Source organism: Rhizobium sp. P1_B8 (genome assembly GCF_056406515.1).
In genome coordinates, this window is record NZ_JBFTZZ010000001.1 from 329,045 (window position 1) to 342,584 (window position 13,540).

The 13,540-nt window shown below is 61.0% G+C and carries 10 protein-coding genes; 2 read left to right on the forward strand and 8 right to left on the reverse strand.

Annotated elements, in window-relative coordinates; genetic code table 11:
• Window positions 1-135: 135 nt before the first annotated feature.
• Genes AC1D2N_RS01540 through AC1D2N_RS01560 form a run of 5 tightly spaced genes read right to left on the reverse strand, consistent with a single transcriptional unit; the run spans window position 136 to window position 5,574 of the window.
• The gene (locus tag AC1D2N_RS01540; protein ID WP_130652857.1) at window positions 136-1,122 is read right to left on the reverse strand and encodes an ABC transporter ATP-binding protein; all 987 of its coding nucleotides are present in this window, start codon (window positions 1,120-1,122) and stop codon (window positions 136-138) included.
• Window positions 1,115-2,107 carry an ABC transporter ATP-binding protein gene (locus tag AC1D2N_RS01545; protein WP_130652856.1) on the reverse strand — a complete coding sequence of 331 codons (993 nt, stop codon included), beginning with the start codon at window positions 2,105-2,107 and terminating at the stop codon, window positions 1,115-1,117. Before AC1D2N_RS01545 ends, AC1D2N_RS01540 begins: the two co-directional genes overlap by 8 nt.
• Window positions 2,108-3,025, reverse strand: a complete 918-nt coding sequence (locus AC1D2N_RS01550; protein ID WP_018243106.1) for an ABC transporter permease — start codon at window positions 3,023-3,025, stop codon at window positions 2,108-2,110.
• Window positions 3,022-3,945 carry an ABC transporter permease subunit gene (locus AC1D2N_RS01555; protein ID WP_017965401.1) on the reverse strand — a complete coding sequence of 308 codons (924 nt, stop codon included), beginning with the start codon at window positions 3,943-3,945 and terminating at the stop codon, window positions 3,022-3,024. The genes AC1D2N_RS01550 and AC1D2N_RS01555 overlap by 4 nt, the downstream gene beginning before the upstream one ends.
• Before the next feature lie 48 nt (window positions 3,946-3,993).
• Complete coding sequence (locus tag AC1D2N_RS01560) at window positions 3,994-5,574, reverse strand: peptide ABC transporter substrate-binding protein (protein ID WP_130652855.1); 1,581 nt, start codon at window positions 5,572-5,574, stop codon at window positions 3,994-3,996.
• Window positions 5,575-5,859: 285 nt separating this feature from the next.
• Between AC1D2N_RS01560 and bglA the strand changes: the two genes are divergently transcribed.
• Window positions 5,860-7,506, forward strand: coding sequence for a beta-galactosidase BglA (gene bglA, locus AC1D2N_RS01565; RefSeq protein ID WP_130729352.1), 1,647 nt, complete (start codon window positions 5,860-5,862; stop codon window positions 7,504-7,506).
• A gap of 74 nt (window positions 7,507-7,580) precedes the next feature.
• Here bglA and ade read toward each other — a convergent pair whose 3' ends face one another.
• Both ade and AC1D2N_RS01575 read right to left on the reverse strand, forming a co-directional pair.
• Window positions 7,581-9,278 (reverse strand): adenine deaminase, encoded by a 1,698-nt coding sequence (gene ade / locus AC1D2N_RS01570; RefSeq protein WP_130729351.1) that lies wholly within the window; start codon window positions 9,276-9,278, stop codon window positions 7,581-7,583.
• Between the two features lie 119 nt (window positions 9,279-9,397).
• Window positions 9,398-10,501 carry a branched-chain amino acid ABC transporter substrate-binding protein gene (locus tag AC1D2N_RS01575; RefSeq protein ID WP_018243102.1) on the reverse strand — a complete coding sequence of 368 codons (1,104 nt, stop codon included), beginning with the start codon at window positions 10,499-10,501 and terminating at the stop codon, window positions 9,398-9,400.
• A gap of 488 nt (window positions 10,502-10,989) precedes the next feature.
• On the opposite strand from AC1D2N_RS01575, the gene AC1D2N_RS01580 reads away from it, so the two are divergent.
• Window positions 10,990-11,904, forward strand: coding sequence for an HD-GYP domain-containing protein (locus AC1D2N_RS01580; RefSeq protein WP_130652852.1), 915 nt, complete (start codon window positions 10,990-10,992; stop codon window positions 11,902-11,904).
• A gap of 124 nt (window positions 11,905-12,028) precedes the next feature.
• Here the strand turns inward: AC1D2N_RS01580 and aptA are convergent, their stop codons facing one another.
• Window positions 12,029-13,354 carry an omega-aminotransferase AptA gene (gene aptA, locus AC1D2N_RS01585; protein ID WP_018446724.1) on the reverse strand — a complete coding sequence of 442 codons (1,326 nt, stop codon included), beginning with the start codon at window positions 13,352-13,354 and terminating at the stop codon, window positions 12,029-12,031.
• Between the last annotated feature and the right edge of the window lie 186 nt (window positions 13,355-13,540).

Below are 13,540 nucleotides of genomic sequence, written 5' to 3' on the forward strand. Positions count from 1 at the left end.
GCCGAAATGGGATAGCATTCGCTCATAAAATCTTTCTTATCGGGGACTTTAGATCCAAAAATAGTCCGCTTCGTCCCGGGATGGACGGCGGTCGGACATTCAAGGCGAGGGCCGCCTGGGCGGCCGTCTTTCCGTTCATGGCCTGTCCATATGATAGCAGGCGGCCTTCTGCCCGGGGCGGACCTCCTCGGTCGGCGGCATTTCGGTGCGACAGATGTCGGTCGCCTTCCAGCAGCGCGGTGAGAAGACGCAGCCCTTCGGCGGGTTGAGCGGCGAGGGCGGGTCACCCTGCAGGCGGATGCGTGTTCGCAGGCGCGCAAGCTTCGGATCCGGGATGGGCGCGGCGGAGAAGAGCGCCTGCGTATAGGGATGGGCCGGATGATCGAAGACGGTGGCGCAGTCGCCGGCTTCCACCACCCTGCCGAGATAGAGCACCAGCACATCGTCTGAGATCAGGCGGACGACGGAGAGGTCGTGGCTGATGAAGATCAGCGTCAGGCCGAATTCCTTGCGCAGCTTGCGCAGGAGCGTGATGACCTGACCCTGGATCGAGACGTCGAGGGCCGAAACCGGCTCGTCGCAGATGATGAGCTTCGGTTTGGTGACGACCGCGCGGGCGATACCGATGCGTTGCGCCTGGCCGCCGGAGAATTCGTGCGGATAGCGGTTGATCATCTCCGGCACCAGGCCGACGGCGGTCATGATCTCGCGGACACGTTCGGTGCGCTCGGCTTTGGAGAGTTTCGGCTCGAAGACGGTGAGCGGCTCGGCGATGATGTCGCCGACCGTCATGCGCGGGTCGAGCGAGGCGATCGGATCCTGAAAGATGATCTGCATGTCGCGGCGCGCGGCGCGCATTTCCTCATCCGACAGGTCGAGCAGGTTCCGGCCCTGCCAGAGGATGCGGCCCTTCTGCGATTTCAACAGCCGCAAGATGGAGCGGCCGAGCGTGGACTTGCCGCAGCCGGATTCGCCGACGATGCCAAGCGTGCGGCCTTCGCTGAGGTCGAAGCTGACATTGTTGACGGCGGTCAGGAAGATCGGCGGCTTGAAGAGGCCTTTTGTCGGCAGTTCGAATTGGGTCGTCAGGTTCTCGACCCTCAGAAGCGATCGTTCAGCCATGGTTCAACAGCTCCTCGCGACGCGGGAAGGGGTGGTAACAGGCGGCGCAATGGTGCGGTGCCAGCGTTTCGAGCGGCGGCGGCCGGTCGATGCAATCGTCCTGGACCTGCGAGCAGCGCGGCGAGAAATTGCAGCCCTTCGGCAGGTGCTTCAGGTTTGGCGGACGGCCGGGGATGACGACGAGGTCGTCAACATCCTGGTCAGGGCGCGGGATCGAGGCATGCAGTGCTGCGGTATAGGGATGGGCCGGATTGTCGAAGAGTTCGTCGACCGGAGCCTCCTCGACGATGCGGCCGGCATACATGACGGCGACGCGGTCGGCGAGGCCGGCAACGACGCCGAGATCGTGGGTGATCATGACGAGCGCCGTGTTCATCTCCGCCGTCAGGTCGTTGAAGAGATCGAGGATCTGCGCCTGGATGGTGACGTCGAGCGCCGTCGTCGGTTCGTCGGCGATCAGAAGCTTCGGCCGGGTGAGCAGCGCCATGGCGATGACGATGCGCTGGCGCATGCCGCCGGAGAGCTCGTGCGGGTAGAGATGGAAGCGTCGTGTCGGATCGGGGATGCCGACGCGTTTCAGCATGTCGAGTGCGGCGGCGGATGCCGCGCGCGCCGTCAGCCCGCCGTGAACCTCGAGCTGCTCCGTCAGTTGCCGGGAGATCTTCAGCGATGGATTGAGGGCGGTCATCGGGTCCTGGAAGACCATCGCCATGTCCTTGCCGCGGATCTGGTCGAGCTCGCGCGGTTTCAGCGCCAGCACGTCCTTGCCTTCGAGCAGCGCCTGTCCCGTCGTTTTGCCGTTCTTGGCGAGCAGGCCCATGATGCCGAGGAAGGTTTGGCTCTTGCCGGAACCGGATTCGCCAACGATGGCGATGCGCTCGCCGCGCTTGACGGTCAGGTTCATGTTCGAGACTGCCTTCACCTCACCGTCCGGCGTTTTGAAGGTGATCGAATAGTCTTTGAGTTCGAGGAGGGTATCCGTCATTTAACGATCCTTCGGGTCGAACGCGTCGCGCAGGCCGTCGCCGATGAACAGCAGGCTGAGCAGCAGGGCCACGAGGAAGCTTGCCGGGAAGACCAGCAGCCAAGGCATGCTTTCCATGGCATCGGTCCCCTCGGCGATCAGCGTGCCGAGCGAGGTCAGCGGTTCCTGCACGCCGAAGCCGAGATAGGAAAGGAAGCTTTCGGTGGCGATGATTTCAGGCACCGTCAATGCTGCGAAGATGACCACGGGTCCGACGAGGTTCGGGATAATGTGCTTGATGATGATTTTGAACGGCCGCTGCCCGGATGCGCGGGCCGCTTCGATGAATTCGCGATGCTTGATCGATAGCGTCTGGCCGCGAACGATGCGGGCCATGGTCAGCCATTCCAGCGCGCCGATGGCGGCAAAGAGCAGATAGACGTTGCGGCCGAAGATCACCATCAGCAGGATGACGAAGAGGATATAGGGAAGCGCATACATGATATCGACGAAGCGCATCATGATCGCATCCAGCCTGCCGCCGATATATCCCGATACCGCACCGTAGAGGACGCCGATGAAGACGGAAACGACGGTCGCCGTCAGCGCCACGGCCAGCGAGACGCGGGTGCCGTAAAGGACGCGGGCGAGAAGGTCGCGGCCGTTCGGGTCGGTGCCGAAATAATGACCGGTCTCGAACGAGGGCGGGATCCGGAAGGCCGCCCAGTCGGGATCTTCATAGTTGAAGGGAATGAACCAGGGGCCGATGAAGGCGACGAGGATCAGCAGCGTGAGGACGACGATCGACAGGACGGCTGCCTTGTTGCGGCCGAGGCGGCGCAACGCATCCTTAGTGAGCGAGCGGCTTTCGGGTGCAAGGCCTTCCGCCGCCAGCAGCTCCTGGGCAAGCAGCTCGCGTTTTGCGGGGTTGAGGATCATCTGTTTCTCACTTTCGGATCGAGCCACGCATAGGCGATATCAACGAGAAGGTTCAGGAACACGATCAGCACCATGTAGAAGATGACCGTGCCGAGAACCATGCCGTAATCACGGTTCAGCGCTGCGTTGACGAAATAGCGGCCGATGCCGGGCAATCCGAAGATGCTCTCGACAACAAGCGAGCCGGTGAGAAGATAGCTTGCTGCCGGACCCAAATAGGAGACGACCGGCATCAGGGCGGGCTTCAGCGCGTGGCGCATGACCGTCAGTCGAGGGCCGATGCCCTTTGCCTTGGCGGTACGGATAAAATTCTGGTTCATCACCTCGATCATCGAGCCGCGCGTGATGCGCGAGATTCGGCCGGCATGCGGCAGTGCGAGAACGACGATCGGCAGGATGAGGTATTTGATCGAGCCGTCACCCCAGCCGCCGACTGGAAACCACGCGAGATGGATGCCGAAGACGAGCTGCAGGATGGGCGCTATCAGGAAGTTCGGTAGCACGACGCCGATCAGGATGAGCGCGCCCAGAATATAATCCGGTGCCTTGTTCTGATAGAGCGCCCCAAGACAGCCGACGGCGACACCGACGATGATGGCAATCAGGAAGGCAGCCGTACCGATGGTGAAGGTGTAGGGCAGACCGATCATGATCTGCTGGGCGACGGTGAAATCTTCGCTGGCGAAGGAGGGGCCAAGATCGCCCCGGAGCAGGTCACCGACATAGATCAGGTACTGCTGGATGAGCGGCTTGTCGAGATTGTAGTGGATCGCAAGGTTCTTCAGGATCACCGGCGGCAATGGCCTTTCGCCATCGAAAGGGCCGCCGGGGGCAAGGCGCAAAACAAAAAACGAGGCTGTTACGGCGATCCACATGACGGGGATCGTCGACAGAAGGCGACGGAGTGCGTATTTGATCATGGTCGTGGGCCGGTCCTTTCCGCAACGCGCGGAAAGGACCGTTTTCCCTTACTCTTTCATCGACAGCCAGCGGGTGCGGTGGATGTCCTGGATGTTATCGACGAAGCCTTCGATTTTCGGCGAAACGACGTTCTTCGAGACATAGTAGTAGATCGGCAGGGCGGCGGAATCATCCAGCGCCAGCTGTTCGGCCTTCTTGAAGATCGCGGCACGCTTGGTGAGATCCGTCTCGGCGTTGCCTTCCTTGATCATCTTGTCGTACTCGGGATTGGACCAGCGGCCGTAGTTCATCTGGACGCCTGTCACCAGGAGGTTCAGGAAGTTGTCCGGATCGTTATAGTCGGCGAGCCAGCCGGCGCGGCCGATTTCGACCTGGCCACGCTGCATCTGGTCGTAATGCACCTTGGTTTCGGCGTTGACGAGCTCGACATCGACGCCGAGCGGCTTCCACATGGATGCGATGGCGACGGCGATGCGCTTGTGGTTGTCGTTGGTGTTGTAGCTGAGCACGGCGTGGAGCGGCTTGTCCGGGCCGAAACCGGCTTCGGTCAGAAGCTTCTTGGCTTCGGCGACCTTCTCGCTATAGGGCAGGTCCTTCCAGCTGACATAGGCCGGATCGCCGTAATTCGCCGTGCCCGGCGGAACCCAGGAATAGGCCGGCAGCTCGCCGGTGCCGAGGATCTGCGGGCCGATGACCTCACGGTTGATCGCCATGGAGAGAGCCTGGCGGACGCGCTTGTCGCTGAAGGGCGGCTTCTGTGAGTTGACGACGTAATAATAGAGGCCGGAGAAGGGGGCGACATGCGCCTGGCCCGGCAGGTTCTTCTTCATCCACTCGTATTGGTCGGTCGGGAAGTCGGTGAGGATATCGAATTCGCCGGCGCGGTAGCGTTTCAGCGCGGCTTCCTGGTCTTCGAGCACGAAGAACTTCGCTCCGTCGATCTTCAGGTCCTTGGTGTCATACCACTGGTCGTTCTTGACTGTGGTGACATGCGAGCCCGGAACCCATTCGACGGGCTTGTAGGGGCCGTTGGTGACGATGTTGCCGATCTTGACCCAATCCTGGCCCTTTGCCTCGACGACATGCTTCGGCAGCGGGTAGGCGGTGTAATGCATCAGGGCATTGATGAAATAGGGGGTGGCATTTTCGAGGGTGATTTCGAGCGTCTTGTCGTCGATCGCCTTGACGCCGAGCTGGTTGAGATCGGTGATCTCACCCTTGTTGATCTTTTCGGCGTTCTTGATGGTGAACTGCAGATAGGCATAGTCAGCGGCGTTCTTCGGGTCGACGAGGCGCTGGAAGGCGAAGACGAAGTCTCCTGCCGTTACCGGCTGGCCATCTGACCATTTGATGCCGTCGCGAAGCTTGAAGGTGTAAACCTTGCCATCAGGCGAAATCGTCCAGCTTTCGGCCTGGCCGGGGATCGGATTATCCTTGGCGTCCTCGGTAACGAGGCCTTCGAAAATGTCGCCGGCGATACGGTTTTCCCAGTCTCCGGAAAGCTTCTGTGGATCGAGCGACTGCGGGTCGCCACCATTGTGAATGTTGAGCGTAGCCGCATGGGCCGAAAACGCCAGCAATGTGCCAAGCATTGCAGAGGCGAGAAATTTTTTCGCGAAATGGTTCATGGTGGGTCCACCTTTCTAGGCTTTTCGCCTTTATTAGACATTTGTTCCCGGTGTTTGACCTCTTACGTGCAGGTCAGCGCGCACATTATCGCAAAGGCTTTGCGTTGCAACCCCAAATCCGGAGTGTGGAAACGGGTTGTGGACAAGCCTATATACGTCTCCCCCTTGTCGGATCGCGACGACGCGCCGTGACATCCGCCACGCTCTCATCACGGCTTCACCCGGTTGTCTTTTGTTTTGTCCGCTTTAGTGTGGCGAGCGCAAACGAGGCAGGAGATGTAGCCGATGGCATTGCAGGCAGGCGGGAGTGCGGACTGGTGGCGCGGCGCGGTGATCTATCAGGTCTATCCGCGCTCGTTTCAGGACACCAACAGCGACGGTCTCGGCGATCTCAGGGGAATCACCCGCCGGCTGCCGCATATAGCCAGCCTCGGAGTCGACGCGATCTGGCTTTCGCCCTTCTTCAAGTCGCCGATGGCCGACATGGGTTACGACGTTTCCGATTATTGCGACGTCGATCCAATCTTCGGGACGCTCGCCGATTTCGACGAGATGATGGCCGAAGCGCACAGGCTCGGCATCAAGGTTGTTATCGACCAGGTGATCTCGCACACTTCCGACCGGCATCCCTGGTTCGTCGAGAGCCGGTCGAGCCGGACCAATCCGAAGGCGGATTGGTATGTCTGGGCCGATCCGAAGCCGGATGGTACGGCGCCGAACAACTGGTTGTCGATTTTCGGCGGGCCGGGCTGGGAATGGGATGGCGTGCGCCGGCAATACTACCAGCACAATTTCCTGACCTCGCAGCCGGACCTCAACTTCCACAGCAAGGCCGTGCAGGATGCGGTCCTCGAGACGGTGAAGTTCTGGCTCGACCGCGGCGTCGACGGTTTCCGCCTGGATACGGTCAACTATTATTTCTGCGACAAGCTGCTCAGGAGCAATCCGCCGCATGAGCCGGATGAAGATGACGCCGGCCTCGATGCGCCCGACAGCAATCCCTACGGCATGCAGAACCACCTCTACGACAAGACGCAGCCGGAAAATGTCGATTTCCTCAAGCGCTTCCGGGCGCTGCTCGATCAGTACGAGGATCGCACGACTGTCGGCGAAGTCGGCGATGGCGCGCGTTCGCTGAAGACGGTTGGCGCCTATACGAGTGGCGGCGACAAGCTGCACATGTGCTACACATTCGATCTGCTCGGGCCGGATTTCACCGCCGAGCATATTCGCGGCTGCGTCGAGGCGTTCCACAAGGCAGTCACGGACGGCTGGGTCTGCTGGGCTTTTTCCAACCACGATGTCATGCGCCATGTCAGCCGTTTCGCGCGCACGGAGGAAGAACGGCCCGTCATCGCCAAGCTGGCGGTCTCGGTGCTTGCGGCGCTACGTGGCTCGATCTGCCTCTATCAGGGCGAGGAACTCGGCCTGCCGGAGGCAGAGCTCGCCTTCGAGGATCTGCGCGACCCTTACGGCATCCGCTTCTGGCCGGCCTTCAAGGGCCGCGACGGCTGCCGCACGCCGATGCCCTGGGAAGCCGGCAAGGCGCATGCGGGCTTCACATCCGCGGAAAAGAGCTGGCTGCCGGTGCCTTACGAGCAGGCAGCACTTTCCGTCGATACGCAGGAGGCGAGCGACAGCTCGGTGCTGCATCACTACCGCAAGACGCTTGCATTCCGGAAGAGCCATCCGGCGCTGGTCGACGGCGACATGACCTTCATCGGTACCAACCAGGACCTGCTCGCCTTCACCCGCGAAAAGGACGGAGAAAAACTGCTCTTCGTTTTCAACCTGACGCGCAAACCGGCGGAATTCCGCCTGCCTGATGGCATCGTGCTCGGAGAACCGCTTGATATGCCGGGCTTCGAGGCGGTAGTGGGCGCGGGATCAGTGAAGCTTGCGGCGCTCGACGGGTTTTGCGCGCGGGTTTGATGTTCGACTGCTGTGTCTCTGAAGGCGAACGTCGAGAGGTTGTCCACCGCGGAGCCAGCCCTGCTTCAATCGCATCACCCGATGAGCGCGAACTTGTCCACATCCACCATGCCGCGGTCGGATATCTTCAGGTGCGGGATGACCGGCAGCGGTAGAAAAGCGAGCTGGAGGAAGGGTTCTTCCAACGTGGCGCCGAGCGCGAAGGCGGCCTTGCGCAGATGGTGCAGGATGTCGCGAACCGTCTCATAGGGCTCGAGGCTCATAAGACCAGCGATGGGCAGGGCGATTTCGCCGGTGACCTTGCCGTCTTCGACGACGACGAAGCCGCCCTTGATCTCGCCGAGGCGGTTTGCGGCGCGCGCCATGTCGTCCTCGCTGACACCGACCACGCAAATATTGTGGCTGTCATGGCCGACGGTCGAGGCGATCGCACCCTTCTTCAGGCCAAAACCCTGGACGAAGCCGTTGGCATGGTTGCCGTTCTTGCCGTGGCGCTCGATGACGGCGACCTTGATGATATCATTGGCAAGATCGACCGTCGTCTCGTTGCCCCTGACGGGCAGGCGGTAGCGGCGATGCTCGGTGATGATCTTGCCCGGCATGACGCCGATGACAGGCGTTTCGCCCTCGGCGACCGGGACGCCGAAATGGGCGGCGTTGACGGGCCTGGCCTTGACGCTGTCGAGGCCGATCGGGGCAACCGGCCTGCGCGAGGAAAAGAGCGCATCGGTGACGCGGCGGCCGGCGGAAAAGACCATGTCGGCACGGCAGTTTTCCAGGGTGTCAAGAACCACCAGATCGGCGCGCCAGCCCGGCGCGACCAGGCCGCGGTCCCTGAGGCCGAAGGCGCGGGCGGCCGAAATCGAGGCGGCGCGGTAGATCGCCAGGGGCTCGACGCCGCTTGCGATCGCCGTGCGGATCATATGATCGAGATGGCCCTGTTCGGCGATATCGAGCGGATTGCGGTCATCGGTGCAGAGTGCCAGGTAAGGGGAAAGCCGCTCGGTGATAATAGGCATCAGCGCCGCGAGATCCTTGGATACCGAACCCTCGCGCACAAGGATATGCATGCCCTTGCGGATCTTTTCCAGCGCTTCGGCGGCAGTCGTGCATTCGTGCTCGGTGCGGATGCCGGCCGAGAGGTAGCCATTGAGGTCGTTGCCGGACAGTAGCGGCGCGTGACCGTCGATATGGCCGCCCTGGAAGGCATCAAGCTTGGCCATGCAGACGGGATCCTTGTGGATCACGCCGGGGAAATTCATGAATTCGGCAAGGCCGATGACCTTCGGGTGGTGGCGGTAGGGCAGGAGGCGCTCGATCGGCAGGTCGGCGCCGGAGGTTTCGAGATGCGTCGCCGGAACACAGGAGGAGAGCTGGACGCGGATGTCCATGATCGTCTCCAGCGCCGATTCCAGAAAGAATTCGATGCCGGCGGTTCCGAGCACATTGGCGATTTCGTGCGGATCGCAGATCGCGGTCGTCACGCCGTAGGGCAGAACGCAGCGATCGAATTCATGCGGTGTGACGAGCGAAGATTCGATATGCAGATGCGTGTCGATGAAGCCGGGAACGACGATCCTGCCCGATATATCGATTTCGGTCTCGCCATCATAATCGCCTGAGGTGCCGACGATGCGATCGGCGCCGATCGCAATGTCCGACAGGACGAGTTCGCCGGTAACGAGATCGAAGAAACGGCCGCCCTTCAGCACGATATCGGCCGGCACGCGGCCGACGCCCTGGTCGATGAGACGTTCGAGCTTGGTGGTCATGGCATTGCTCACATTACAACCGATTCCGAAACTTATAACCGATCTGCCGCCACAAGCGAGTGCCGCAAAACGAAACCGGGCGCCATAGGGGCGCCCGGTGGTCGACGGTCCGCGATGGTTTACTCGGCGGCGACGATCTTGCCGGCTTCCCATTTGTAGAGCGAGAAGCTCTGCGAGGTCAGGTCGCCGGTTTCGCCGTAGGTGACCTTGCCGATGGCGGTCGGGATTTCTTCGCCGCCCTTCAGCGCGGTTGCAACGGCTTCCGCATCCTCGGCGCTGCCGGCCTTCTCGATGCCGGCCTTCAGCACTTCGACGGCGGCATAGGCGTTGAGCGTGAAGGCCTCGGCCGGGATGTTCTTCGCGGCGAGCGCGTCGGCTGCGGCTTTGGAATCCGGGCTCTTCGTGGCGTCCGAAGCGTTGGTGAAGATGGTGCCTGCTACCGCATCGGTGCCGATTGCCCAGAATTCGGTGTTGGAGAGGCCGTCGCCGCCGATGATCGTCGCGTTGGCGGCGAGGTCATGCAGCTGGCGGGCGAGCAGGCCGCCTTCCGGGTGGTAGCCGCCGAAATAGACCACGTCGACCTTTTCCGACTTGATGCGGGTGGTGAGCGCGCTGAAATCCTTGTCGCCGGGCGTGATCGCGTCATTGACGACTTCGGTGATGCCTCCGGCGTTCAGCGTCGCCTTGAAGGCGTCGGCGAGGCCCTTGCCATAGGCGCCCTTGTCGTTGACGATGGCGACGCGCTTGTCCTTGAAATTCTTCAGCACATATTTGGCGGCGACTTCGGCCTGCTGGTCGTCGCGTCCGCAGGTGCGCAGCACGTTGGTGAGACCGCGCTTGGTCAGGTCAGGGGCGGTCGCGGTCGGGGTGACCATCAGCACGCCGTTTTCAGCAAGCACGTCCGAAACGGGAATGGCGACGCCTGAGGTCACTGGGCCGACGACGAAACGGATGCCGTCGCCGACGACCTTGTTGGCGGCGGAAACGCCCTGCTTCGGCTCGCCGGCATCGTCGGCCAGTTCGAGGACGACCTTCTCGCCGAGAATCCCGCCCTTTTTGTTGATCTCGTCGACGGCTGTCTGAGCGCCGTTCTTCACCTGGTCGCCATAGGCAGCGACGGGGCCGGTCAGCGGCGCGATCAGGCCGATGGTGATATCGGCGTGGGCAAGCGGCGCAAAGGCGAGTGACGCGACGAGGGTCGCCGTCAAAGTCTTGAGGGTCATTGTCTGTCTCCTTGGATGGGGTCATTCGACCCGCGATGAAGCGTCGCGCCGGCTTTTCCGGATCGTTCAACGGCCCTAAGGCCGTGCCAAGGACGATCGATATCGGCGCGATCAATGCGCCCTCCGGCCATATTTGGCTCGAATGGGTGCAACGGCAAGATTTCTAGGAATTTTGGTGAGATTTCGCAAGTTGATAGCAAAATGAAACGAGAATTGAGCCGATCCCGTGCGAAATCGTCCGAAATCGTCGATTTTGACGCCGTCTGCCGATTTCTAGAGGGTGCCGGTACCCCGCGTCAGCGATGCGCCGATGAAACCTGGCGAATTTCGCGGAGGCTCTCTTCGTCTTTCTGAATATTCGAATTCTGTTTCGAGATTAACATTTGATTCTACCAATTAGGGTAGAACCATTATTCGCGCATATATTGCTGCGATGCAAAAGAACGGTCGACAATAAACAGAGAGTTATTTCAGGAATAGAGAGCTGGATGCTCAAGCGGGTCGAAGCCAGGCAGGTGCGCACCGGAATGTTTGTAGAGGCCATCGAGGGTGCATGGCACGATCCCTTTCTGTCCAAGCGCAGATTTCTTCTGCGCCGTGAAATCGATGCCCAGAAGCTTCGCAAGAACGGCATGATAGGCGTGATCATCAACACCAGCAGAGGCCTGGATATTGACGGCCTGCCAGGTGGCAACATCGAGATCGACACCAAGGCGGCACGCGAGACCATCCAGAAATCCATGCAAGTGCTGGAAAGCGTTTTCGGTCGACTCCAGCATGGCGATGAGATCAGCGTCGATCAGGTGGCGCCGGTGATTTCCTCAGTCTCCAAGTCTATCGATCAGAATCCCACGGTCTTTCTGAGCGTTACGCGTCTGAAATCCAAGGACGAGGCGACGTTCCTGCATTCGATTTCGGTGAGCGCGCTGATGATCCTTTTCAGCCGTCATCTCGGACTTGACGAGACAACTGTTCAGATGCTCGGCACAGCAGGATTGCTGCACGACGTCGGCAAGCTCGAAATTCCGCTCGAGATACTCAACAAGGAGGGCCCCCTGGACGAGGACGAGATCAAGATGATCCGCGACCATCCGGAAAAGGGACACGCAATCCTGTCGCGCCAGGAAGGCATTTCGGAAATTGTTCTCGACGTATGCCTCAACCATCATGAGCGTATCGACGGCAAAGGCTACCCCCGCAAACTTTCCGAGGCGCAGGTCAGCCTCCATGCGCGTATTGCTGCGATTTGCGACGTCTACGACGCCATCACCTCGGTGCGGCCGTACAGGGCGCCATGGAGCGCGAGCCAAGCACTGAAATGGATGCTTGGTAACGAAGGGCATTTCGATCGCCGGCTGTTGAAGAAATTCGCCCTCTGCCTTTCCGTCGCCGCCGTGACCTGAGGTCTATCCAGCTTGGCAACAAACCGGCCTGCGTGGACTTATAGCGCCGCGCGTCCTTTCAGACGCGCGGCGCTATAACACTTTGACGTGCTGCATGCCCTTTTGCCGGAAATTTCAGAGCTTCTCAGATGTTGTTCTGCAGGATGGTCCGCAGCTTGTCGAAGAGCTCGTCGATATGGTGCTTCTCGATGATCAGCGGCGGCGAGAGCGCGATGATATCGCCTGTGGTGCGGATCAGCAGGCCGCTTTCATAGGCTTTCAGGAAAGCGGTGAAGGCACGCTTGGTCGGCTCGCCGGCGATCGGGTCGAGTTCGATCGCGCCGATCAGGCCGGTGTTCCTGATGTCGATGACATTGGGGCAGTCCTTTAGCGAATGCAGCGCGTCGGCCCAGTAGTCGGAAAGCTCGGCGGCGCGTGTCAGCAGCCCCTCTTCCTTATAGGTGTCGAGCGTGGCGAGTGCGGCGGCGGAAGCGATCGGGTTGCCGGAATAGGTGTAGCCGTGGAAGAACTCGATCATGTGCTCCGGGCCGTTCATGAAAGCATCATGGATCTCGGAGGTGACGAAGACGGCGCCCATCGGGATGACACCATTGGTCAGTCCCTTGGCGGCGGTGATCATGTCGGGCTTGACGTCGTAATACTGGGCGGCGAAGGGGGCGCCGAGGCGGCCGAAGCCGGTGATGACCTCGTCGAAGATTAGAAGGATGCCGTGTTTGGTGCAGATCTCGCGCAGCTTCTGCAGGTAGCCCTTGGGCGGGATCAAGACGCCGGTGGAGCCTGCCACCGGCTCGACGATGACGGCGGCGACGGTAGAGGCGTCATGCAGGGTGACGATACGCTCGAGCTCGGTGGCGATGTCGCCGCCATGCTCGGGCTCGCCGCGGGTGAAGTTGTTCTTGCCGGGTTGGTGGGTGTGCGGCATGTGATCGACGCCGGTTAGAAGCGTGCCGAACATCTTACGGTTGGTGACGATGCCGCCGACGGAGATGCCGCCGAAATTGACGCCGTGATAGCCGCGCTCGCGGCCGATCAGGCGGAACCGTGATCCATTGCCCTTCACCCGGTGATAGGCGAGCGCCACCTTGAGCGCGGTCTCGACGGATTCGGAACCGGAGTTGGTATAGAGAACGTGGTTCAGGCCTTCCGGGGCAATGTCGACCAGGCGGTTTGCCAGTTCGAAGGCCTTGGGATGGCCGAGCTGGAAGGCCGGCGCGTAATCGAGCTCGCCGGCCTGCTCGCGGATCGCCTCGGTGATCTTCGGGCGGCAGTGGCCGGCATTGACGCACCAGAGGCCAGCGGTGCCGTCCAGCACCTGACGGCCGTCATGGGTCGTATAGTACATGTCCTTGGCGCCAACGAACAAACGCGGCTCCTTCTTGAACTGGCGATTTGCCGTAAACGGCATCCAGAAGGCGCGAAGATCGTTCGGTGCGTTGAGGCGATTGGACATGCTGTTCTCCTGGCCGCTGTCGGCCCTTTCCCGGGGGCTTTACGCCCATATTTTTACTGCCCGGTCAAATTATCAGGGCTTCCCAAGGCGTCAACGGGAAAAGTCCCGAGAACGGTTCCTAACGGGAAGCTCAACTTGTCTGGGTCGATCACGCGGCGAGCGCTTCAGCGCGATCAGGCTGCAATT

Bases quoted from the DNA above. Each gene is read 5' to 3' on its own strand.
- AC1D2N_RS01540 (WP_130652857.1), bottom strand. From the start codon at position 1,122: ATGGCTGAACGATCGCTTCTGAGGGTCGAGAACCTGACGACCCAATTC.
- AC1D2N_RS01560 (WP_130652855.1), bottom strand. From the start codon at position 5,574: ATGAACCATTTCGCGAAAAAATTTCTCGCCTCTGCAATGCTTGGCACA.
- bglA (WP_130729352.1), top strand. From the start codon at position 5,860: ATGGCATTGCAGGCAGGCGGGAGTGCGGACTGGTGGCGCGGCGCGGTG.
- aptA (WP_018446724.1), bottom strand. From the start codon at position 13,354: ATGTCCAATCGCCTCAACGCACCGAACGATCTTCGCGCCTTCTGGATG.
- AC1D2N_RS01545 (WP_130652856.1), bottom strand. From the start codon at position 2,107: ATGACGGATACCCTCCTCGAACTCAAAGACTATTCGATCACCTTCAAA.
- AC1D2N_RS01580 (WP_130652852.1), top strand. From the start codon at position 10,990: ATGCTCAAGCGGGTCGAAGCCAGGCAGGTGCGCACCGGAATGTTTGTA.
- ade (WP_130729351.1), bottom strand. From the start codon at position 9,278: ATGACCACCAAGCTCGAACGTCTCATCGACCAGGGCGTCGGCCGCGTG.
- AC1D2N_RS01575 (WP_018243102.1), bottom strand. From the start codon at position 10,501: ATGACCCTCAAGACTTTGACGGCGACCCTCGTCGCGTCACTCGCCTTT.
- AC1D2N_RS01550 (WP_018243106.1), bottom strand. From the start codon at position 3,025: ATGATCCTCAACCCCGCAAAACGCGAGCTGCTTGCCCAGGAGCTGCTG.
- AC1D2N_RS01555 (WP_017965401.1), bottom strand. From the start codon at position 3,945: ATGATCAAATACGCACTCCGTCGCCTTCTGTCGACGATCCCCGTCATG.